Origin of the sequence: Bacillus sp. BK450 (genome assembly GCF_004364885.1) — a bacterium.
GTDB classification, from domain to species: domain Bacteria; phylum Bacillota; class Bacilli; order Bacillales; family Bacillaceae; genus Bacillus; species Bacillus safensis.
Genome location: NZ_SOBQ01000004.1, coordinates 62,330 through 85,477, shown reverse-complemented (window position 1 = coordinate 85,477; position 23,148 = coordinate 62,330). Strand labels below are relative to the sequence as shown.

At 43.8% G+C, this 23,148-nt stretch carries 22 protein-coding genes; 10 read left to right on the top strand and 12 right to left on the bottom strand.

Translation table 11 applies throughout. The features are described 5' to 3' along the window. Positions 1–33: 33 nt before the first annotated feature. Positions 34–573 carry a ribonuclease FAU-1 family protein gene (locus EV579_RS14700; protein ID WP_200891451.1) on the bottom strand — a complete coding sequence of 180 codons (540 nt, stop codon included), beginning with the start codon at positions 571–573 and terminating at the stop codon, positions 34–36. Positions 574–684: 111 nt separating this feature from the next. Between EV579_RS14700 and EV579_RS14695 the strand changes: the two genes are divergently transcribed. Beyond that, entirely contained in the window at positions 685–888 is a 204-nt protein-coding gene (locus EV579_RS14695; protein ID WP_044333490.1) for a hypothetical protein, read from the top strand. Positions 889–946: 58 nt separating this feature from the next. On the opposite strand, the gene EV579_RS14690 is transcribed toward EV579_RS14695, so the two are convergent. Further along, a complete protein-coding gene (locus tag EV579_RS14690; protein WP_133744703.1) occupies positions 947–1,483 on the bottom strand; it encodes a GNAT family N-acetyltransferase in 537 nt (178 codons plus the stop codon). A 213-nt stretch (positions 1,484–1,696) separates the two neighbouring features. On the opposite strand from EV579_RS14690, the gene EV579_RS14685 reads away from it, so the two are divergent. Then, positions 1,697–2,914, top strand: a complete 1,218-nt coding sequence (locus EV579_RS14685; RefSeq protein ID WP_044333487.1) for a multidrug effflux MFS transporter — start codon at positions 1,697–1,699, stop codon at positions 2,912–2,914. 69 nt (positions 2,915–2,983) lie between these two features. Here the strand turns inward: EV579_RS14685 and EV579_RS19035 are convergent, their stop codons facing one another. The 4 genes from EV579_RS19035 to EV579_RS14670 form a co-directional block, all read right to left on the bottom strand. Then, positions 2,984–3,154, bottom strand: a complete 171-nt coding sequence (locus tag EV579_RS19035; protein ID WP_166644703.1) for a hypothetical protein — start codon at positions 3,152–3,154, stop codon at positions 2,984–2,986. After that, a complete protein-coding gene (locus tag EV579_RS14680; protein WP_024424391.1) occupies positions 3,151–3,738 on the bottom strand; it encodes a DUF1700 domain-containing protein in 588 nt (195 codons plus the stop codon). Before EV579_RS14680 ends, EV579_RS19035 begins: the two co-directional genes overlap by 4 nt. Next, positions 3,731–4,048, bottom strand: coding sequence for a PadR family transcriptional regulator (locus EV579_RS14675; protein ID WP_024424392.1), 318 nt, complete (start codon positions 4,046–4,048; stop codon positions 3,731–3,733). Before EV579_RS14675 ends, EV579_RS14680 begins: the two co-directional genes overlap by 8 nt. Positions 4,049–4,146: 98 nt before the next feature. Beyond that, a complete protein-coding gene (locus EV579_RS14670; RefSeq protein WP_243837428.1) occupies positions 4,147–4,977 on the bottom strand; it encodes a YitT family protein in 831 nt (276 codons plus the stop codon). 338 nt (positions 4,978–5,315) lie between these two features. Here EV579_RS14670 and mmuM point away from each other — a divergent pair, with 338 nt between their 5' ends. Continuing rightward, positions 5,316–6,254 (top strand): homocysteine S-methyltransferase, encoded by a 939-nt coding sequence (gene mmuM, locus EV579_RS14665; RefSeq protein ID WP_133744701.1) that lies wholly within the window; start codon positions 5,316–5,318, stop codon positions 6,252–6,254. A 46-nt stretch (positions 6,255–6,300) separates the two neighbouring features. Next, positions 6,301–7,704, top strand: a complete 1,404-nt coding sequence (gene mmuP / locus EV579_RS14660) for an S-methylmethionine permease (protein WP_133744700.1) — start codon at positions 6,301–6,303, stop codon at positions 7,702–7,704. 140 nt (positions 7,705–7,844) lie between these two features. Here mmuP and EV579_RS14655 read toward each other — a convergent pair whose 3' ends face one another. After that, on the bottom strand, positions 7,845–8,327 hold the full coding sequence (locus tag EV579_RS14655) for an Ig-like domain-containing protein (RefSeq protein WP_133744699.1): 483 nt from the start codon (positions 8,325–8,327) through the stop codon (positions 7,845–7,847). A gap of 108 nt (positions 8,328–8,435) precedes the next feature. Next, positions 8,436–11,102 (bottom strand): S8 family peptidase, encoded by a 2,667-nt coding sequence (locus tag EV579_RS14650; RefSeq protein WP_133744698.1) that lies wholly within the window; start codon positions 11,100–11,102, stop codon positions 8,436–8,438. A gap of 179 nt (positions 11,103–11,281) precedes the next feature. On the opposite strand from EV579_RS14650, the gene EV579_RS14645 reads away from it, so the two are divergent. The 6 genes from EV579_RS14645 to EV579_RS14620 are packed head-to-tail and all read left to right on the top strand — an operon-like array spanning position 11,282 to position 18,832. After that, positions 11,282–11,803: a PTS sugar transporter subunit IIA gene (locus EV579_RS14645; protein ID WP_226340863.1), complete on the top strand. Its 522-nt coding sequence runs from the start codon at positions 11,282–11,284 to the stop codon at positions 11,801–11,803. Continuing rightward, positions 11,800–12,129 carry a PTS fructose transporter subunit IIB gene (locus EV579_RS14640; protein WP_024424400.1) on the top strand — a complete coding sequence of 110 codons (330 nt, stop codon included), beginning with the start codon at positions 11,800–11,802 and terminating at the stop codon, positions 12,127–12,129. The genes EV579_RS14645 and EV579_RS14640 overlap by 4 nt, the downstream gene beginning before the upstream one ends. Positions 12,130–12,164: 35 nt before the next feature. Continuing rightward, complete coding sequence (locus EV579_RS14635) at positions 12,165–13,283, top strand: PTS fructose transporter subunit IIC (RefSeq protein WP_024424401.1); 1,119 nt, start codon at positions 12,165–12,167, stop codon at positions 13,281–13,283. A 28-nt stretch (positions 13,284–13,311) separates the two neighbouring features. Further along, positions 13,312–15,975, top strand: coding sequence for a mannosylglycerate hydrolase (gene mngB, locus EV579_RS14630; protein ID WP_133744697.1), 2,664 nt, complete (start codon positions 13,312–13,314; stop codon positions 15,973–15,975). Between the two features lie 56 nt (positions 15,976–16,031). Beyond that, positions 16,032–16,916 carry an ROK family protein gene (locus EV579_RS14625; protein ID WP_024424403.1) on the top strand — a complete coding sequence of 295 codons (885 nt, stop codon included), beginning with the start codon at positions 16,032–16,034 and terminating at the stop codon, positions 16,914–16,916. Further along, entirely contained in the window at positions 16,913–18,832 is a 1,920-nt protein-coding gene (locus tag EV579_RS14620; RefSeq protein ID WP_133744696.1) for a BglG family transcription antiterminator, read from the top strand. Before EV579_RS14625 ends, EV579_RS14620 begins: the two co-directional genes overlap by 4 nt. Positions 18,833–18,889: 57 nt before the next feature. Here EV579_RS14620 and arr read toward each other — a convergent pair whose 3' ends face one another. The 4 genes from arr to EV579_RS14600 form a co-directional block, all read right to left on the bottom strand. Then, positions 18,890–19,306, bottom strand: coding sequence for an NAD(+)--rifampin ADP-ribosyltransferase (gene arr, locus EV579_RS14615; RefSeq protein WP_024424404.1), 417 nt, complete (start codon positions 19,304–19,306; stop codon positions 18,890–18,892). Positions 19,307–19,417: 111 nt separating this feature from the next. Further along, complete coding sequence (locus EV579_RS14610) at positions 19,418–19,630, bottom strand: hypothetical protein (protein WP_024427440.1); 213 nt, start codon at positions 19,628–19,630, stop codon at positions 19,418–19,420. Positions 19,631–19,783: 153 nt separating this feature from the next. Further along, positions 19,784–21,205 carry a glycoside hydrolase family 1 protein gene (locus EV579_RS14605; protein ID WP_041106167.1) on the bottom strand — a complete coding sequence of 474 codons (1,422 nt, stop codon included), beginning with the start codon at positions 21,203–21,205 and terminating at the stop codon, positions 19,784–19,786. A gap of 19 nt (positions 21,206–21,224) precedes the next feature. Beyond that, the gene (locus tag EV579_RS14600) at positions 21,225–23,084 is read right to left on the bottom strand and encodes a beta-glucoside-specific PTS transporter subunit IIABC (RefSeq protein ID WP_133744695.1); all 1,860 of its coding nucleotides are present in this window, start codon (positions 23,082–23,084) and stop codon (positions 21,225–21,227) included. Positions 23,085–23,148 lie beyond the last annotated feature (64 nt).

Genomic DNA, 23,148 nt, shown 5'->3' with positions numbered 1-23,148 from the left:
AAACGATTCCTTTCAGCGAGGAATCGTTTTTTTCTATTTCAACATTGGCTCAAACAAGCTGTGATGATATTTCCCTTCGGCATCTGCCCTCACTTGATCGAGAATGCTTTCTAACGAAGCCGTCACGCTCTCTAATGCCCGCCGTACTGTACCGTGTTCAAAATCCGCTAAACTCTCCGGCAATTCATCTTCATCCAGCACAAAGACATCACCATTCGGAAGAACGAGAAGATCAATAATGAGGTCTTCAAACATGACCAGCTGCCCGTTGAACTGTGTATCTCTCACAATATTAAAATAAGATCCTAGTTCCTTCCCTTGATCATCTCTCCAGAAATATATGTTGTAAGGACGATCCTTCCAATAATAGGCGGTCGTATAGCTCCCTTTTGGAATGGTCAGAAAACCATCACCCGCCCTCATCGTAAACGGGTCTTCAATCTTGTGAAACAGTACAACCTGCTGCTCCTTTGTGTCTAACAGCTGACAGGTATGTTCCACAACTTTTTGATCGTATTTGATTTTTCTCTCGATGACTTCATCCCAACGATCCGCATGCAGCGAAAACAACATGTCACAACTCCCTCTAAACATCTCGTTTCTTTCCAGTATACACCGATTTTTTCTGAAGAAATAAAGGATTGCCTCATTTACTTATGGAAGACCTATGATGAGGTGAAATAAATGAACGGAATCACGATTCTTGAAAACTTTACACAAATTGGACAAATCATCCTCATGATTTGCGGCTATGTCCTTTATTGGCAGCTGGTGAAAACGAAGAAAGAACGAAAGCTGTCTCCTTATGAGCGCATGTTAAAATTCTTTGTCATGTTCGGTTTCATCTCGTGGGTGGTATCCTATTGGGCGCTGGCACTGTGGGCGTAAATTGAAAAAAGGAAGAGCTGTCCATGGAGGTAAGCTCTTCCTTTTGCTGCACGTTATACTATGAACCTGCCGGCTGTTCTTTCTTGATCACATATTGATAGCTCTTGACATGTGTCCCATTTTGGTTCACAAATTCTTTATCAAGCGCACGCTCAAAGCCCATTCTTTCATATAGGCGAATGGCAGCCTGCATTTTATCAGATGTATGAAGATACAGGACATTTTCGCCCCATGATTTCGTCAGTTCAATACTTTTACGCAGCAATGATTCTGCAATGCCTTTTCCCCTCACATCGGGATCTACTCCTAAAAACCGGACGATGGCTGATGTAATGCCCATTTCAGGTTTGTCATATGCTTGCTCTGATGACCGGAACATTTGAAGCGTCCCCACGACCTTGCCGTCAAGCTCCGCCACAAGCATCAGCTCCATGTTCGGATTATCTACAGCTGCTGCAAGCGCGGCAGAATAATTTTGCCAGCCTTCCTCTGTAAATTGAGGCTCATACTGTGCATAGGATTTGATCAGCACGCGTGTGATGGCCTCATGATCTTCTTTGACTGCTTGACGAATGATCAGCTCTTGCTGCTTCATGTCAGCACCTCCTGCTCTCTATTAGTGGGTATACGCATCATACAATCACTGCATGCGATCACCTTACTCTTTTCTCTACTCATTCAATGTAAAGAGTCTCATTCGAAAGATCAATCATTTTGCACGGAATCATCTTTGAAAATTTTTCATTGAAAAGGAACGCTTGATTCATTATGCTGTGTTGAGGAAGTATACGAGGAGTGTTGTCATCATATGAGTTCTTTATCTTATCCCCAAGAATCGAAAAAAAGTCGATTTCTCCTAGCCGCATTGCTCGGATCTTTAACAGCCCTTGCTCCGCTGGCAATGGATATGTATTTACCTGCTTTGCCTCATATTGCTCGTGATTTTGAGGCGAGCACGGCGTTGTCTCAATTAAGTCTGATGGCTTGTCTCATTGGACTGGCGCTTGGCCAGCTGATTGCAGGTCCGATCAGCGATACGATCGGCAGAAGAAAGCCGCTGATGATTGGTTTGGTCATCTTTATTGTTGCATCCCTTCTTTGTACAGTGGTCACATCGATTTGGACGTTCATTCTTCTTAGATTGATTCAAGGACTTGCTGGTTCAGCTGGCATTGTCATTGCACGAGCCATTGTCCGAGATCATTATGAAGGATCAGAAATGACGAAATTCTTTGCACTGCTGATGTTAGTCAACGGGGTTGCTCCGGCAGCCGCGCCTATTGCAGGCGGACAGATTTTACGCTTCACGACATGGCAGGGTGTATTTGTACTACTCGGAATTCTCGGGGCATTGATGCTGCTGAGATCGATTTTTTCACTGCAAGAAAGCTTACCCGCAGAGCGTAGACAGACCGGGGGCTTTCAACAGATTGCAGGCGCGATGAAAATTTTAGCCAGTGATCGTCTCTTTGTTGGATATGCTCTCTCACAAGGTCTTGTATTCGCAGCGATGTTTGCCTATATTTCTGGTTCACCGTTTGTGCTTCAGGAAATTTTCAACCTTTCTCCACAAGGATTTAGTGCGGCCTTTGCGGTAAATAGTCTTGGAATCATCACGGCTGGACAAGTATTTGCCCGAGTCGCTGCGAAAATCGGCGAAGAGAAAGTCCTTCGCATTGGATTGCTGACAGCTGCATTAGGAGGAGTCACTTTATTTTTGATGATCTCGATTGATGCAGGATTGTACGGCATTCTGATTCCGCTGTTTTTTGTTGTCTCAAGTGTTGGAATTGTCGGCACCTCTGCACCGTCTCTTGCGATGCAGCATCACGGGGCACATGCAGGAAGTGCAGCTGCACTGATCGGTGTGGCGCAAATGCTGCTAGGCGCTTGCATGACACCTCTTGTCGGACTAGCCGGAAGCCAAACAGCCTTTCCAATGGGCCTGATCATCATGCTTTGTGATCTAGGCGCACTTTGCTGTTATTTCTTCTTTGTGGCCCGAGCGAAAAAAAGACCCGCATAAGCGGGTTTAAAGACTGTTGGTAAAGGGCTAAAATGATCTTGATTTTAGCTCTTTGTCTTTTTTCATTTATTATGGCTTACTCCAATTGATGGTGCGGAACACGTTGCTCTGGTCATTGTTGTGATATGCATCTAGATCAAAGCCTGATATGCCAAAACCAATTGCCATGACAATTCCTCCGGCAACGGTGAAGATGATCCCCCATTTGATGCATTGCTTTTTTAAATCATTCAAGTTCATACTCTCACGACCTTCTTTTTAAACATTCCCATGAATGCCTTAGTGGTTTGAATAGTTATTTGCACAAATAGCTTTGTCAAATACGCCGTGGCTATGCCGCTTAATAATCCGACACCTAATAGAAAAATACCAACGCCAATCTGCGTCACCACCACATGCAAACCGTCCTGAAAGATAAATGGAGAACCAATGATACTCCAAAAACCGCCGAGCAGACCAGTAAGCGTCAATGTACCTGTCACGAGTGGAATGCACCAAATCACCATATACACAGAAAGAATCAGCAGAAAGACTGTTGCTAGAATACTGCCCCATAACGGAAAACCTAAAATGAGAATGGAGAGTCTTGTGGCTTTTTCTCCAAACGTCGGCACCTGAACGGTTTTTATTCCTTGTTCCTTCATAATCCCTTCAGCGATCATAGCAGGCTGCCCGACTTGATGAACCGCTTCCTGTTCACTGTAGCCATCTTCCTGATAATCCTCAATCATTTCATCGTAGTATTCGATAAACCGATCACTATCTTTGTCGCCTAGAAGATGCAGATGCTTCTTTAGGCTGCTCAAAAATTCTTTTTTATTCATTGCCCTGTCCTCCAGAAATAAAGTCGTAAATCGCCATCACCTGATCCCATTCCTCTAAAAACTGCGCCATATGCTCCCGCCCGCTTTCTGTCATGCGGTAGTATTTTCTTAATCGACTGTTATGTTCCTGGGAATAGGTCTCCACATAATTGTTTTGCTCTAAACGCTTTAAAATCGGATACAATGTCGATTCTGAAATCTCAATACAATGGGACATATCTTTAATGATTTGATAACCATAGGAATCGCCTTTCTTTAATACCGCCAGTACACAAAATTCCAGTAATCCTTTTTTTAATTGTGCATTCATGTTTACAACTCCTAACTCTTTATACTATACATTACATAGTATTATGTGACAAGAGGTATAGAGAATAAAAAAAGACCCATTTTAGGGTCTTTGCATTTTTATATATTTACAAATCCTTCTCCGAACACATCGCGTACGTCATGGACAACAACGAATGCGTCTCGATCTATTTTCTTAATAATTTTCTTAAGGCGCATGAGCTCCTGCTTTTGTATGACCGCGTACAGAATTTCCTTCGATTCCTTTGAATAATGACCGCGTCCGTTTAAAATCGTTACGCCTCGGTCCAGGGTGTGATTGATTTCTTCCGCAATATCATCTTTGCATGAAGAAATAATCGTCACTGCCTTTTTCGTGTTAAGTCCTTCTATCACAAAGTCCATCACCTTTGTCGCCACGTACAGCATCACAATGGTAAACATTAATTTTTCCGCACCAATAATAAAATAGGAAGCAAATACAACGATCAGATCAAAGAACAAGATGGCATAGCTCACGTTCCAGTCTAAATACTTGTTGGCAATTCTTCCGAGAATGGCTGAACCCGCCGTTGTTCCACCGGCTCTGAGCACAAGACCAATCCCAATTCCGATGATAATTCCTGCAAAAATCGCTCCAATGATCAATTCATGTACATTCACGACCCATGTTGTGGTCAGGTGTAAAAATAGGGAGTTACTTGCAACGGCAACCACCGTATAAATCGTGGTCTTTTTGTCCAAGTATTTATATCCCACAATTAATAAGATCGCATTCAACACAAGGTTCGTCAGCCACGGTGCTATTTCAAACAAATAATAAAAAATGATGGACAGCCCCGTGACACCGCCTTCACCAAATTCAAGCGGAATGACAAACATGTTCACTGCTGCGGCAAATAAAAAAGAACCAACTAGAATCATCGCTATATCTTTTACACATTTTTTCAATTTCTTCTTTCCTCCTTTTTTAAGCATATAAAAAACCCTCTTTCTGCACGAAAGAAGACAGTCGTTGGACAACATAAAAATCAAAAGACGGCGCGCCTTTTGATGAAGCTTTCTGAAATCAATCTTTCCATAATATATATCTCTTTTTAGAGGCTGTCAATGACTTGGTTTTCTATTATTTTGACTGCATTTTTATGCATCAAAACCCGCATGTTTTCAGGGTTTTTCCGCCCTATGATGCTTTTTCCTCTCCTTGACAAAAACACTTTAGTCATTTAAACTACTGCCTCATATCATATCCATTATTTCCGATCTAAAAAGGAGGCTGTTTGATTCCAATGAATCCTATTCAAAGCCGTTTACAGGCTCACGCACCTTTGATTTTAGACGGTGCATTAGCAACAGAGCTTGAACGAAAGGGCTGTAACTTAAACGATCGTTTATGGTCAGCCAAAATACTTATTGAACAGCCAAAATTGATTCAGCAAGTACACTTGGACTACTTCCAAGCAGGTGCTGACTGTGCCACAACCGCCAGCTATCAAACAACGATTGAAGGCTTTGCTGAAAAAGGCTATACAAAAGAAGAAGCGCTTGAACTGATGAAACGCTCTGTCACTTTAGCGAAAGAGGCACGCGATCTTTTTTGGCAGGATGAAGCGCGTCGTGAAGGACGGACAAAACCATTTGTCGCTGGATCTGTGGGGCCATTCGGCGCTTATTTGTCTGATGGTTCAGAATATAAAGGAAATTATGGACTCTCAGAGCAGGCTCTCATCGATTTTCACAGACCAAGAATTCAGGCATTAGTAGAAGCGGGTGCAGATATTCTTGCATGCGAAACGATCCCTTGTCTGATTGAAGCAACTGCCATTGCAAAGCTGCTGCAGGATGAATTCAGCGGGACATCTGCTTGGATCACATTCAGCGCAAAGGATGGCCTGCACATTAGTGAAGGTGATTCTATACGAGAATGTGTACAGGCGCTTGAGCCTTATGAACAAATCGCTGCTGTCGGCGTGAACTGTACGCCGCCGCAATTTATTACTTCTCTCATTCAAGAAATGAAAAAGGGAACGAGCAAACCGATTGTGGTATATCCAAACTCAGGTGAAATATATGATCCTGAAGAAAAGGTATGGAACGGAGATACGTCTCATCTTACTTTTGGGGAATGTGCGCATCAATGGTACAAAGACGGCGCGCATATCATCGGCGGCTGCTGCCGGACGACCCCAGAAGATATCAATGACATCTTAAAACGAACCACATCATAGCATCATGAATCATCACACATACTTCTAAGCAAAAGGGCGGGAAGACATGGAACAAGCAAAAGATCAGTCACAACAATATCAACGAAAAATGACGAGCCGGCACCTGTTCATGCTTTCTCTAGGCGGCGTCATTGGAACAGGGCTCTTTTTAAGCTCTGGGTATACCATCAATCAGGCCGGACCTGCGGGGACCATTCTTGCCTATCTTGTCGGGGCTTTAATTGTCTACCTCGTGATGCTTTGTTTAGGCGAGCTGTCTGTTGCAATGCCGGTCACAGGGGCTTTTCATACGTATGCAACAAAATACATTGGACCTGGTACAGGCTATACGGTCGCTTGGCTATACTGGCTGACGTGGACAGTGGCACTCGGTTCGGAATTTACAGCGGCAGGACTATTAATGCAGCGCTGGTTTCCAGACACTTCGGTTTGGATGTGGAGTGGCGTTTTTGCTCTTCTCATCTTTTTACTGAATGCATTTACAGTCAAGTTTTTTGCAGAATCAGAGTTTTGGTTTTCCAGTATTAAAGTGATGGCTATTATTCTCTTTATTATTCTTGGCGGAGCTGCAATGTTTGGTTTGATCCCATTAAAGGGCGGTGAGGCCGCTCCGTTCTTTTCTAATTTCACTGGCGAAGGCGGACTTTTCCCAAACGGCTTTTTACCGATTTTAATGACGATGCTTGCTGTCAATTTTGCTTTTTCAGGTACAGAGTTGATTGGGATTGCTGCGGGTGAGAGCGTCAATCCTGACGAGACCATTCCAAGAGCCATTCGCACAACCGTCCTGCGTCTCGTCCTGTTTTTCGTTGGAACGATCGTTGTGTTGGCTGGCTTGATTCCAGTAGAAGAAGCCGGGGTGATCAAAAGCCCATTTGTCGTGGTATTTGACCGTATCGGGATTCCTTATGCCGCAGATTTCATGAATTTTGTCATCCTGACCGCGATCTTATCTGCCGCAAACTCAGGATTATACGCATCATCTCGTATGCTTTGGTCGCTTTCTGAGGAACGGACACTTCCTAAAAAACTGGCGAAGCTGACGTCAAAAGGCATTCCTTTGAATGCACTCATTTTAAGTATGATCGGTGGTATTCTTTCTTTGCTATCGAGCGTGATCGCACCAGAAACGGTATACCTTGTCCTTGTGTCAATCTCTGGACTGGCCGTTGTGGTCGTATGGATGGGGATTGCTGCCTCACAGTTGATGTTCCGGAAAAGATTTTTACAGGAAGGCGGACAGCTTCATGATTTATCCTTTCGAACACCGCTCTATCCAGTAGTTCCGATTGCAGCCTTCCTCCTATGTCTTGCATCTGTCATCGGCATTGCCTTTGACCCAAATCAGCGGATTGCCCTCATCTGCGGCATTCCTTTCATTGCGCTCTGCTATGCTGCCTATTACGTGACAGCTTGGATTCAGAAAAAACGAGAAAAACCTGGTGTATAAACATCAGGGTTTTTTCATTGACAAATAAAGGATATCGCTAGTAAAAGTGTTTGTTTATCGACTCATTCGGTTGCCGCCCAGCAGGTTTGCTAACAAAAAGAAAAGGATGTCACCTGATGACATCCTTTTTTTCTATGAGATTAGTAACGTGATGTATATGCCAAATGGTACACACTTGTGACATTTGAAGATAGTATGATGTCGTTTGACGTGAACGTCACTGGAACGATATCGTAGTAATGTGTTGACCAGCCTGCATTATTGTATGATTGGTAGCCTGCACCTGCAGGAACTTGAAACGTCAGTGAAAACTGTCCATTCTCATCTGTTGTGCCTGTCGCTGTTTGAGCATATGATTTGATGGCTGCTTCAAAATAAAGCTTGATCGGCTGATTAGGCATGAGGTTTCCGCTTGCATCTTTTAGTGTCCCTTTAAACGTAGCTGGATAATAAGAACCCACGCGATATTTACTGCCATAGCCGTAATTCACTATTCCACTATCGGCTGCTGTGACACTTGTTACTTCTACTGATGCTGGTACTGCACCTGTTTCTTCAGCATGTGCAAAGCTTGGGAATACGAGAAGCAATGATAGAACGAAAGCAAACATGATTTTTTTCATCGATAAATCCTCCTTTTTTTTCCTACTATTTTACTATCGACATTAATTGGTATTTTTCCAGTTAAAAACAAAAAAACTTCCCTTTTTTTAGAAAGGGAAGTCCTTTTTTTATTTTTTCACAACCACTTTTACCGCTTTGCTTTCTCTTTTTCTCACATCTGAAGCGGTCACATATAAAACCGTTTTGGCTTTCTGTGGTTTTATTTGGGCAGTAAATGCACCCTTGCTATTGGTTTTGACTGTTTTGATGACTTTCTTTGATTTGTTTTTCACTTTAATGGTCAAGCCTGCACCCGCAGTCCCTTTGACCGCTTTACTTTTGACTGTTACTTTACTCACTTTCGGCTTAGCTGGTGCTTTGCCTTTCTTCACGACAGTTTTGAGCGTCGTAGCAGCCTTTCCTTTTGACATTTTAATGTGAAGGACCTTGTTTTTGTTCTGATGCTTGATCTTCACACTAAAGGTTCCTTTTTTGCCTGCTGTGCCTTTTCCAAGCAGCGTTTTGCCTCTATACACAGAAATAGCAGCGCCGGCTTTTGCTTTACCTGTCACCTTTTGATGCTGATCTTCCACTTTGTTCACTGATGCATTCAATTCGACAGCACTTAATGCAGCAAATGCATTCAGTCTGCCATGTCCTGTCATCCAATCAATTCCTGGGATTTTCGGATCGACAATTGGCTCCTCGTTTTCATCATAGAAAACGTCGTCTTTTCCATCAATAGATTTAAATGAGATGTCATCTGCTGTACTTTGCAAAAGATTTCTCACTTGATTTGGCTTTAAGGATGGATTTTTAGAAAGCAGTAACCCTGCTGCTGCTGCCACATATGGTGTCGCCATTGATGTCCCGCTCAGGTATGAGACATTCCCATCAGGCATGAGGCTCGGAATATCCGACCCTGGTGCTGACATGCTCAGTCCTTTGCCATAGCTTGAGAACTCAGCAGCAATATCCATACGGTTGCTTGCGCCAACCGCCATTGCGTATTTTGACGTCGCAGGGTAGCCCATTTCTGGTACGCCATCATTTCCACTTGCCACGACGACTAGTACATTTCTTTGAGCAGCATAATTCATGGCATATTCAATCACTCTGCTGTAGTAGCCGCCAAGGCTCATGTTGATGACCTTTGCGCCTTTGTCCACTGCATGCTTGATCCCAAGTGCAATATGCTCTGTATCGCCAAAGCCATAGGCATCCAGCACCTTCACCGGAATGATGCCCGTATGTTGATTGAGACCTGCCATTGAGTAATGATTATCGGATTTTGCGGCAATGATGCCTGCCACATGCGTACCGTGTCCATTGTCATCAATCGCATCTTTGTTTCGTCCAATGAGATTCGCACCTAAGTCTGTACGAACAGTCCCGTTTAAATCTGTCAAACGGCTGTCTACACCTGTATCCACAACAGCAATTAATGTTTGCTTCATTTTGCTTGTGCCAATCAGTGTATTCATTTGTTCAAATTTGACGTCAGCGCCTTTTTTCCCGCTGTTTTGCGCACTGTTTTTCAGCGGCCACTGATAACCATACTGCGCGTCGTTGCTTAGCGCACGATAGGTTTGAACAGGCTCTGCAAATTCAACATTCGGCATGCTGGAAAGCTTTCTTGCCGTGCTTTTGATGACCGCTTTGCCTGCTTTTAGTGTCTTTCCAGCTGATTCTTGCCCTGCTGGCACATCATAGACATACATTCCTTTGAATAAAGGACTAACTGACTGTGATGTCACACGGTTTTCTTGGATGCCGTAGCTTTTCATTTTCTTTTTCGCAGATTGAAGTGTTTGGCCATCCTTTAATTTAAAAATGATCTTATTCGTTTTAACCTTCTCTTCTTTTACAAGCTTTTGTTTCTCTAATACATAACCAACTGACTTTCCTTCAAGCTGATCGATGCCAATTTTTTGACTGACGGCTTCTAATTCCTTTTTTAAATATGCCGGACTTGCTTCTTTGAGCATATCAAAAAGGGAGCCGATCGCCTGTTGTTCTTTTTCTGTTACGATATGACCACTAAATGCACCATTTTTCTCTACGTCACTTAGCAGTGTTTTTAATGTGAGCAGATGGTTGTATACCTTTTGCTGCTCTTTTTGATGTTTGATGAGCTTTGATTTGAGAAACGGCTTTGTCTTTTGGAGCAGACGCGAAAGCTTCCGACCTTCTGCCGTTTCATTGAATCGTTTATCTTCGATTGTACGAATCGATTGAAGAATTTCACGCCCGTACTTTTTCTCAATAATGATGATTTCAGGCTCATCTTCTTCAGGAAAAACAGGTTCAGAAGGCGGAAGATTAGCTCCTTTATATCCGATTGTATATACCGCATCCTCTTCCTCATCACGGCTGTCTTCCTCTGACCCTAAATAGAGCACTTTGACATAATAGGGACCTGACCATGCATGCGGGAAGTTGATCTCTGTCTCTCCGCTCGCTGTGTCCACGCGATATCTTGAATATGTGTCATCCTTCATCGCTCTGTCCTTGCTTGGATAGACCGATACGGACAGCACTTGTTTACTTTTCACAGAAATTTGCATGTGTGTATGTTTTGCCACCTCTTGTGCAGATGGCGTGATTTCATACCACGACTCTTCCTTTTCATTCTGTAATGTACCTGAGATGACTTCACCATTTTTTAACCCAATGGCTTCATTGACACTTGTTCCATGACTGGCAGCTGCTGCCTCGTATCCAGGTAATGCTGCCATACATAGAATGATGGCCATGAGTACGATCACACAGGATTTGACCTGCTTTTTGAACATGAAAAGACCCCCTTATCTTTTATGATACCTTGGAAGAATATCACAGAAATACATATAGTAGAATCTGTTTTTTACATAATTAAACTCGTTTTAAGCTAGGATTTGAGATATTCAGTCAGCAAGACGGATAGCTTCATAAACTTTTTGCCATTTCAAACGGAAAATGATGCTATTTAACCATGCTGAAAAGTACATTACAATCAACTTGTAAGCGCTTAACAAACAAGAGAGAAGGGATCAGCTTGTTCCAAAAAGATCATGTTTTCACACAAGTAAACGGACGATCAAAGAATGAGATTTTACAATACATTTCCGAGAAAGCTGAAGACCTTCAGATTACTAACAATCAGGCGGGGCTATTAGCAGATTTGTTGACACGCGAAGACGAAGTCTCAACAGGACTTCAGCAAGGCTTTGCCATTCCACATACAAAAAGCTCCGCTGTACAAACGGCTTCACTTCTTTTTTTAGAACTTGAACAACCCATTGAATGGGGAAGCTTCGATGATTTGCCCACAAGCTATTTATTTACACTGCTCGTTCCACTAGAAGAAGCAAATGTCACACACCTGAAATTACTGTCAGGTATTGCGACCAGTCTAATGGAACCTGCTTTTATCGAGAAGATTCAACCAGGTCAAACAGCTGATTACTATTACGAAGTCATTGAACAACAATTGAAAGAGGGGATTACACAATGAAAATTGTCGGTGTCACTTCATGTCCAGCAGGGTTAGCTCATACTCCAATGGCAGCCAAAGCGTTAGAAAATGCAGGTAAACAGCTCGGACACGAGATCAAAATCGAACAGCAGGGGATTATGGGTCAGGTCAACGGCATTACAGCAGAGGAAGCACAGCAGGCAGACCTCTGCATCATTGCCTCAAATCAGCATATCAACGATGCGGAACGCTTCTCAGGCATTCCCACTGTACGTGTCGAAATCGGACGTGCCCTAAAAAATGCCGAGCAAATTATCACTAAAGCTGTAGCACTTGTTGAAAAGAAAAAGTCTGAATCTCAATAAACATGAGCAATGCCATATAGAAAGGAGCAAAGAAAATGAAAGCAAAATTAAAAGTCATTGAAGGCCATCTCATGACCGGTATTTCTTATATTCTTCCTGTAATCATCGGTGCCTCACTTATCGTTGGTTTAGCAAAACTGGTCGGGTTAGGGTTTGGTGTTTCAGATTTAAACACCTATAAGGATGCTGGCGGCATACTGCACGGTGCCTATTTAATGGAGCAGGTCGGCTGGACAGGCATTGGCTTAATGAACGTTCTGCTCGCTGGATTTATCGCCTATTCGATTGCGGATAAATCAGGTCTTGCAGCCGGCTTTATCGGCGGTGCTCTCGCCAGCTCAACAAATGCTGGATTTATTGGTGCCGTCATTGCAGGCTTCTTCGCAGGATATGTTGCTCTTTTTGTGAAAAGAAAAATTCAAATTCAAGGCTCTGCAGCTGGGCTCGTCCCTCTGCTCATCCTGCCGCTTATTACCGTTGGCTTAACCGGACTTCTTATGTCAGTTCTTCTGGGCGGCCCATTAGGCGCTTTGAACACGGCATTAATTGAATGGATCAAAGGTATGGTCGCTGATGGAACAAGCACACTCGCACTCGCTCTCATTTTAGGTGCGATGATTGGCTTCGATCTTGGCGGACCGGTGAATAAATCAGCGTGGATGGCTGGTAACGCCCTCTTTCTATCAGGTGTCTACCTCCCTGCCATTCTCGTCAATATTGCGATTGTCATTCCACCGCTTGGATACGGGCTTGCGACATTGATTCGAAAACGCAACTTCTCACCAACCTTTAGAGAAGCAGGACGAGGCGGTCTTGTCATGGGCATTATCGGTATTACGGAAGGGGCGATCCCTTTTACCCTCGTCAATCCTTTGAAATTGATTCCGCTCAATGTTGTGGCATGTGCTGTTGGAAGCGGGGTCGCTGCATTATTAGGAGTTCATGACATCATGCCGCCAATTGGCGGGCTATACGGCTTCTTCTCAGTCGGAAACTGGTGGGCTTATTTAATCGGAGCTCTAACTGGCGCACTCGTCATCGGTATTGGCGCCAATCTGCTTGTGAATTTCTCTGAGAAAAAAGAGCCAAAAACGCCGGAACATGACCAAAAGCAGAAAGAAGAAGACGATTTTGACCTTGTACTAGAAGGATAATTTGAACGTAGAAAGGTGTCGTTGATCAATGACTGTCAATGTACATGTGATTCCACATACTCACTGGGACCGGGAATGGTATTTCACCACCTCCCGCTCCCGTATTTACTTAATGAAAAGCGTAATGGACATCTTAGATACCCTTGAAACAGATGAAAGGTTCCATTACTTCATGCTCGATGCCCAGGCTTCCTTATTAGATGATTATCTGAAATGGCGGCCAGAGGATGAAAATCGAATCAAAAAGCTTGTCACTGCGAAACGTCTCATCATCGGCCCATGGTATACCCAAACCGACCAGCTCGTCATTTCAGGTGAATCGATTGTGCGGAACCTACAATATGGGATTGAACGCTGTCAGCAGTTCGGCCACGTGATGAAAGTCGGCTATGTCCCTGATTCCTTCGGTCAATCCGCACAAATGCCTCAAATTTATCGCGGCTTCGGCATTGTCGATACGGCATTTTGGCGTGGCGTTTCTGACCATATGACGAACCATACCGAATTCAATTGGCGCGGTGCTGACGGCAGTGAAGTCTTTGCTGTGAATCTGCCATTCGGCTACTACTACGGTGGAAATATCCCTGAGAAGGATGAGGACTTACAAGCCTTTTTATCTGAAAAAATCGGTGCACTGCAAGCAAAGGCAACCACAAAGAATGTCTATTTCCCGAATGGCTTTGACCAAGCACCGATCCGCAAAAACCTGCCTGATTTATTAGAAAAAGCCAATGAACTTGACGAGCATCACTATCAAATCAGCAGTTTAGAAGATTATATTGCAGCAGTGAAAAAAGAGCGGACATCTTTTGAGACATTACACGGAGAGCTCATTCATGCGAAGCATATGCGGATTCATAAATCTATTTTTTCAACACGAGCGGATTTAAAAATCTTAAACAATCAAATTGAAAACTATCTCGTGAATGTGATGGAGCCCATCCTAACGATCAGCTATTCTCTCGGACACGACTATCCGCATGATACGGTTCGCGATATTTGGTACCTCATGTTTGAAAATGCAGCGCATGACAGCATTGGCGGCTGTAATAGTGACACGACAAACCAAGATGTCTTCTTCCGCTACAAACAGGCAAAGGAAATCGCCGAGAATCTTGTGGACTTACACATGCGTCTCATCGCTATTCGACTGCAAACAGAGCAAGAAATCACATTCACCTTGTTCAATACCCTGCCTTCAAAGCGTTCTGAAGTCATTGAAGTCGAAACCTTTATCACGGAACGTCCATTTACGTTAAAGGATGCAAATGGACAAACGCTTCAGTACACAGTGAAAAGCAAAACCGATGTCACAGATTATGTGCTGGCACAGCAAATTTCTCTTAACCCAAGTAAAGAAGTGTACATGCCAAAGCAAGTATGGAAAGCCGTGCTGCTGATTGAAGCCATCGACTTACCGTCAGTAGGCTATACACAAGTGAGCATGGTCTTTGATGAATCAAGCGAATCTCTATGGGAACAAACTGAAGGACGCGTAATTGAAAATACGTATTACCGCATAGCGGCAAATGACAACGGATCACTGGACATCACAGATAAACAAACTGGCCGGACATTCTCTAAGCAAATGATCTTTGAAGACAACGGAGACGATGGGGATTCTTACAACTATTCACCCCCGCGTGAGGACCTGTATGTGTCATCCAAGGATCTTTCATCAGCAGACATCTCAGTGGCTAAAAGCGGCCTGCAGCAAGAGCTGACCATCAAGCTTCAGCTCACTGTCCCTTACGACCTAGAGGAGCGCTCTAAGCAATTGGCTGCGACTTCACTTCCGATCACAGCGAAGATAGCATTAAACAAAGACGATGCTGTCATCCGTTTTCATGTAGATGTGGACAACCATGCGTTAGATCATCGCCTGCGCGTTCTTTTTGATACAGGCATCGCATCAAACGTATCACTGAGCGATCAACAGTTTGGTACAATCGAACGCCCAACAGAGCTGACGCAAGAGCTAGAATGGTGGAACAATGAACATTGGGAAGAAAAACCGATCACCATTGAACCGATGCAATCCTTTGTCGCACTTCGTGATGAAGCATATGGTGCCGCTCTGTTGACCGACTGCGTGAGAGAATATCAGATCACAGGAGAAGGCTATACAACGATTGCATATACGCTCTTCCGCTGTTTCGGAAAAATGGGGAAAGAAAACCTGCTTTACCGTCCAGGACGCGCCTCTGGGGAAAAAATTATTGATACACCTGACGCTCAGCTGCAAGGTGCATTGTCATTCTCATTTGGAATGCACTATAGCAAGGACGCGGTCAGCGAGGGACACTTGGCACAGCTTGCCAAACGGTACACCACCCCTGTTCAATGCTACGAGCGGGCAGACTTTTTAAACGGTCGTTTAATTTTCTCTTTCCGAGATGAAAAAGAAGACTTACAATCTACTTATAGCCTGCTTGACATCGAGACAGATGGAGCCATTCTAAGCGCTCTGAAAAAAGAAGAGCATGGAACAGGCATTGTCATTCGTCTCTTCAATCCATATTTAACGCGTCAAACAGCCGCTTCAATCAATAGTTCATCTCTACAACACGGAGAAACAGCGAATTTAGGAGAAACACCTGAAGGACATATACTCAAAGCACAACATGGATCATTACACATTGAACCGCTTACACCTTGTCAGGTACAAACCTACATTGTAAAGAAAAAATGAACATGTAGGGGCGGGATCCATTGGATTCCGCCCCTCTTTAATGGAGGGCATTGATCATGCGAATTGGAGGCATTGAAGCAGGCGGAACGAAATTTGTCTGCGGCTACGGAACAACAGACGGAACGATTGAACACATGACTTCCTTTGCAACAGGGAATCCAGTTGAAACATGCCGGCAAGTGATCGATTACTTTACAAAGCATCGTGTCGATGCCATTGGAATTGGGGCATTCGGGCCTGTCGATGTGAAAGAGCAAAGCCTAAGCTATGGGACGATTTTAGACACACCAAAAACAGCCTGGCGCCAATTCCCTTTCCTCTCTACCTTAAAACAAGCCCTCGGGATCCCGATGAAGCTTGATACCGATGTGAACTGTGCAGCACTCGGAGAAGCCCGTTTTTCAACTGAAGCAGAAAAGCCTGCCTCCTTGGTCTATATTACTGTTGGGACTGGAATAGGCGGCGGTGCCTATATTGAACATCGCCTGATTCACGGATTGCTGCATCCAGAAATGGGTCATATCACCGTTCAGCGGCATCCTCATGACACCTACGGAGGCTGCTGCCCTATACATCATGACTGTTTAGAGGGACTGGCATCTGGTCCTGCCATAGAAGGACGCTATCATACACTGGCACAAATGCTGCCAGAGGATCATCCAGCCTGGTCACTTCATGCTTACTATCTCGGGCAAATGACTGCTAACCTGCTGCTCACCCTTTCACCTGAACGCATCATTCTAGGTGGAGGCGTGATGAAACAGCCAGCTATGCTGCCGCTTATTCTTGATGAAACAGACAAACGGCTTCACGGCTATTTGCAGCTGCCAAAGCCTTTACATGAAATTATCACAAAACCATCCTTTGATGGACTATCTGGTTTAATGGGCGCCATCGCTCTTGGAACTGATGCCTTACAGGCGCAAGGAGCCGCGCAATGATGATGACGGCAGATCCTCGAACCTATCAGCTGATTCAGCGGCTATTTGAAACGAAGGGGTTCGTGAAGCTGGAGGAGCTCACTGCCTCTTTTCGCTTATCTGACCGCTCTATCCGCAATTTAATCAAGGAAGCAAATGAGTATTTAAAGGAAACTGGGGCCATGATTAAAACGATTCGCGGGAAGGGATATACTCTTTTAACGAGTGACCAAGATGCTTTCTTACTTTGGCTTCATCAGCAAAAGCTTCCTGCCCGCTCTCTTGTCCCCGTCATGCCAGAAGAGCGTGTACGATTTATGATGAGAAAGCTGCTGCTTCAATCAGATTACTTAAAAATTGACCAGCTGGCTGAAGAACTGTTTATCAGCCGCATGACGGTCAGCAGCGATTTAAAAAAAGGACGAGAGCTGTTAGCCCGTTACGGCATGACCCTTGTATCAAAGCCTGGATTTGGCTTAAAGATTGAAGGAGATGAGCTGCAAAAAAGAACGTGCTATGCAGACTTACTTCTTGAAGAAGAGCCTGCTCTCTCTCATATCACCGAGCGGGAGCAGCTCCATTTTCCTGATATTTCTCTTGAAACCATTCGATCTATTGTGTTGACGAACCTGCATCAAGAGTCATTGCTCATTAAAGACATTGCCTTAAAAAATTTAGTCATTCACTTAGCCATTGCGATTCAGCAAACACGAAAAAACCAGCGGATATCCGCAAGTACCGCCCGCACACAAAGATCACCCGTTTTGATGAGAATTGCACAAAAAATCATACAGCAGGTGAGTGACACTTTTTGTGTGACCTTATCAGAGGATGAAACAGATTACTTAGTCATGCATCTATTGGCGAATCAAACGTGGAAAGAAGCCGCCCAGCATCAGACGACAGTGGAAGTTCAGCAGGCGGTTACAGTCTTTCTACAGCACATTGAAAAAATAAGCGGTCATCGTTTTGCTGATGACAGCATCCTACAGCAAGACTTGATGCTTCATATGAAACCGTTATTAAATCGCATCCAATATGGCGTATCATTACAAAATCCGCTTTTGCATGAGATCAAAACGTCCTATCCTTACCCGTTTGATTTGGCTGTCAGCGGGCTGAATGCCTTACAGCTGGTGCGGACGCCAAATGAAGATGAAGCGGCATATGTTGCCCTGCATATCGCTGCTTCATTTGAAAGAAGTCAGCTCGACACATCGCAAAAAAAGAAAGCGATTATCGTGTGCGGGTCTGGACTAGGGACGGCCAGACTGCTTGAAATTAAATTGAAGGCAGCCTTTCAGCACGAGCTTGACATTGTTGAGCTCTATTCCTATCAGGATTATCTCATGAGCTCCTCTTTGCCGTGTGACGTCATCATCACAACCGTGCCTCTCACATCAAAGGGGAAACCAGTCATTCAGGTCAGCGCCTTTTTTGAACATCATGATATACAGCGTGTAAATGAAGTCATTCATTTATTAAATGGACACGGGGCACCCTCAAAAGAGCTGATGGCGTTTTTTCAAGAGCGATTGACTTTCATGAATGCTGATCTAAGCAGCAAGGAGGAGGTATTAGATATATTATGCAGCCATTTAGAGGCGCATCAGCTAGTATCGTCTTCTTTTCGGCCCTCGGTGCTTGAGCGGGAGCAAATGTCGTCTACCTATCTTGGCAGCGGCATTGCAATGCCGCACCCGCTCATCACAAATGAAGGCACCTCCTCTGTAGCCATCGCACACTTAAAACAGCCGATTGACTGGCAGGGAGACCAGGTATCAATTGTCTTTTTATTAGCGATTCATAAGGATGACGCTACCTGCATGAACCAATTCTTTGAACAGGCCGTCGATTTACTAGACAATCCAGACCGCATTCGCGCCCTCAAGCAAGCCAACACATTTGATGAGCTGATGGATGCGTTGTTCCAATAAGATCAAACAAAAGGCCGCCCAGTTCATGAGGCGGCCTTTTTATTTAGATATACATCATCAATCGTAGATGACATTTTTTCCCTCTTCACTTAATTTTTTTAAGGAGCTCAGCATATGATTGATTTCTTCATCGGAATGTCTTTCCCAAGAACCTAATTCTGCGACTATTTTCAACGGAGATTTCGATCGATAAGAACGTGTTGGGTTGCCAGGAAATCTTTTATCAGTCACATTTGGATCATTTTCAAACTCGCCTAACGGTTCTACAATATAAATTCTTTCTTTCGCATCAGACCTAGCTAATTCAGCACCCCATTTGGCCGCGTTTAGTGTTCCGGTGAAATAAATATGGTTCGATTTTTTATCCTGATAATTGGATAAATGCAGCGGTTCAAGCAGATCTCCAATCTTCAATTCCGCTTTGGTCCCATGAAAAAATGGCCCGGGATCTAACACCTTTTGCTTGTCATTCATACAGCCACACCCCTCATCGTTTTTGACTTGCGTATAACAGTATACGGCTAGATATGGGCGAGAAACAGTCTATAAATTTCATTAAATTCGGGGTATAATAATAGTAGAGAGTTAGATGTGAACAGACATAAGTACTGTAAATAAAAACGGAAATTTCGCATTCACACCAACAATGACGAAAACAAGAATACCTTCCACAGCTGACAGCGTCACAATCAATCCATGGTTCATTGGATATTCCTTCGCAATTAATTTCTGTCCTATATAATTCAAACCATAAAAAATCAAAAACAATGTGAAGAACATAAAAAAAATCGTCATCATATAAACAACCCCTTTCTGATAATGGATTTTTATCCAATTTTTACAATATATCATCAGACTATCATGTTAGAACAACTCGAACAATATAATCTTTCCAATAAAATGAACGAAAAAAAGCCAGCCACCCGCATAAGGTGATTGGCTTTTTTATCGTTATTTCCCGATGTTGTCTCCATTTTGCTGAATCAAGGTTTCATACCAATAAGAGCTCTTTTTGCGAATTCTTTTAAGGTCTTTTAGGTCAAATTCGTCGCGATTGACGTAGATGAACCCGTAGCGCTTGGAGCATCCTTGATGTGTGCTGATTAAGTCGATGGCTGACCACGGGCAGTATCCGAATACCTCGACGCCGTCTGTGATTGCCCATTTGATTTGCTCGATATGTTTTTCTAAATAATCAATTCGATAATCATCCTGAATTGATCCATCTTCTTCTAACTTGTCGAATGCACCCAATCCGTTTTCCGTGATAATAAGCGGCAGCTGATAGCGGTCATAAATCTCGCGCATCGTTGAACGGAAGCCGACAGGGTCAATCTCCCAGCCAAACGCATTTTTGCTTAAGAATGGGTTGTTGCCGCCTTTGTAGACGCCATCTTCACCGGATTTCAAATGCTGATCTCCACCGCGTGCAAATTCGTCGTTGCCATCTCCTTTACTCGCTTCAACCGTTTGTGAGGTGTAGTAGTTAAAGGCAATGAAGTCTGGCTTCGCGCTTTTCAAAATATCCATATCTCCCTCTTCGATGACAGGAAGAATGTCTTTTTCTTTCATGTACGCCCAAGCAAGGTTGTTATAACGTCCGAACACGGCCATATCAAGATAAAGCCAGTTGCGGATCGCATTGTAATTCGCCGCAGCAAGCACATCTTCAGGCTTTGGAGAAGCCGGATAAATGAGCGCAATGTTTGGCGCTGGTCCAATTTTCGCTTCAGGCAGCATTTGGTGACAAAGCGTCATCGCTTTTGCCTGTGCAACGAGCATATGATGATTCTGCTGGTACAGTTCTTTTTTCGGATTTTCTAAATTTGGATCAAGTGTACCGAGCGCTGATCCATGTAAGATCATCATGTTTTGTTCATTAATGGTCAGCCAATATTTCACCTTCTGACCATACTCCTTGAATAGCACCTCTGCATAGCGTTCAAACGCATCCACTGTCCCGCGGTTAGACCATCCTCCCTTTACTTGAAGTGCATGAGGCAGGTCAAAATGATACATTGTCACGATTGGTTCAATGTCATAGCGGCGCAATTCATCGATGAGAGAATGATAGAATTCAATCCCCTTTTGATTGATTTCCCCATCTCCATCTGGAATGATCCGTGTCCACGCAATGGAAAAGCGATAAGCCTTCAAGCCCATTTCTGCAAACATCTTCACATCCTCTTTATAACGGTGATAGTGATCGCTTGCGACTTTAAAATCCGTTGTCCCTTCAGGATAACTTGCTCTCATGTCAATGACAGAAGGCCCCTTGCCATCCTCGTTCCACGCACCCTCTACCTGATAGGCGGAAGTAGATCCGCCCCAGAAAAAGTCTTTTGGAAATGATGCTAGTGTTGAATATCTCATGATTTCTTCCTCCTTTTGATTAAACTAGATGTAAAAATGATTGGCCTGGTGTGATTTGTTTCTCTTCCGTTTCAATGATATCGCTAAACTCACCTGAATTGGTAATAATGACAGGTGTTGTGACTGACAGGCCTGAAGCTTGGATGGCTTCTATGTCAAACTCAGCAAGCAGTTCGCCTTCTGTGATGGTTTGCCCCTGAGCAACCTTCGGGGTAAAATGCTTTCCGCCTAATTGTACGGTATCCAGTCCGATGTGAATGAGTACCTCTGCTCCGCTTTCTGAGGTTAGACCATACGCATGTCCAGTTGGGAACACCGTTGTTACAACTCCTGATACTGGTGCAAACAGCTTTCCTTCTGATGGAATGATGGCTGCGCCCTTTCCTAGTGCACCAGATGAGAATGCCTTATCCTGCACTTCCTCCAGCTTGATGACCTCGCCCTTTAAAGGACTTTTCACATGAGCGGCTTTGACCCCATGTTCGTTTTCAATTACCGGAGCAGAAGCGGCTGCCGGCGTTGCATCTTCATCTACTGGATCTTTAAATCCAATCAAATAAGTTAAGATGATCGAAAGGACGAACGAGACCGAGATACCGATGATGAACCCTGTAAATCCTTGACCGTAGAAAATCGGCAGTGTCAGTAAACTTGGAAGGCCTGACGCAATTGCAATACTTTGTGAATAACCGATAATCGCACCGCCGACCCCAGCAGAGATAACGGCTGCAATAAATGGTTTTTTCAAACGAAGTGTGACCCCGTATACAGCTGGCTCTGTGATCCCAAACACAGCAGAAACTGCTGTCGATCCAGCCAATGATTTCAGTTTTTTATTCTTTGTTTTCAGCATAACACCGATGGAAGCACCGGCTTGTGAGAATACAGCTGGCGCAGTGGCCGGCTTGATATGATCTTTCCCATGAACTGCGATATTATTTAAAATCACTGGCACAAGTCCCCAATGGATACCGAAGATGACAAGAATCTGCCAAGCCATCGCAATTAAAGCACCTGCAAGTGTAGGACTAAAGGAGAATACTTTCAGCAAAACAGCTGCAATGCCATTCCCTGCATACACACCGAATGGTCCGAATACGATGAGTGTCAGCGGAACAACCGTGACAAGCAAAATCAGTGGAGTAATAAAGTTTTTGACACTTTCATGAATGACTTTGTTAAAGAAACGTTCGATATATCCCATGACAAACACTGCCAAAATGATTGGGATGACCGTAGATGTATAAGACATTAAGACGACTGGAATCCCGAAGAATGTCACATCTCCGCCGCCTTTTGACAATTCTTGAATGGTTGGGTAAATCAGTGCACCTGCTATCGTCACAGCGACAAACGGATTCGCTTTAAACTTCCTAGCAGAAGTGAATGCGAGCAATAATGGCAGGAAGTAGAACAAGCTGTCAGATGCAGCAAATAAAATTTGATACGATGTATCTTCAGGAGATAACCATTTCGCATTGATACAGATGCCTAATAGACCTTTTAAAATACCTGCACCCGCCATGACACCGAGAAGTGGTGTGAAAATCCCCGATACAATGTCGACGAATTTCCCGAAAAGGCTCGTGCTCTCATCACCTGATTTTGCAGATGAAGCAGCGGAATCCTCTAATAGATTCGTAAACTCTCCAATTTCTCGATATACCTCTGGTACGGTATTGCCAATGACCACTTGAAATTGGCCGCCGCTTTCCATAACGGTAACGACGCCATTTAATTTTTCAATGGCCGCTTTATCTGCTTTTGATCTGTCATTTAAGGTGAAACGAAGCCTTGTGGCGCAATGCACCAATGAATGGACGTTTTTCTCTGTACCAATGTGTTTAATAATGTCTTCTGCTAATTGACGATAACTCATGCAAAAACCCCCTTTTTTTCAAAAAAATACGTTTTTGGGCAAAATAAAAACCTAAACGGGCACC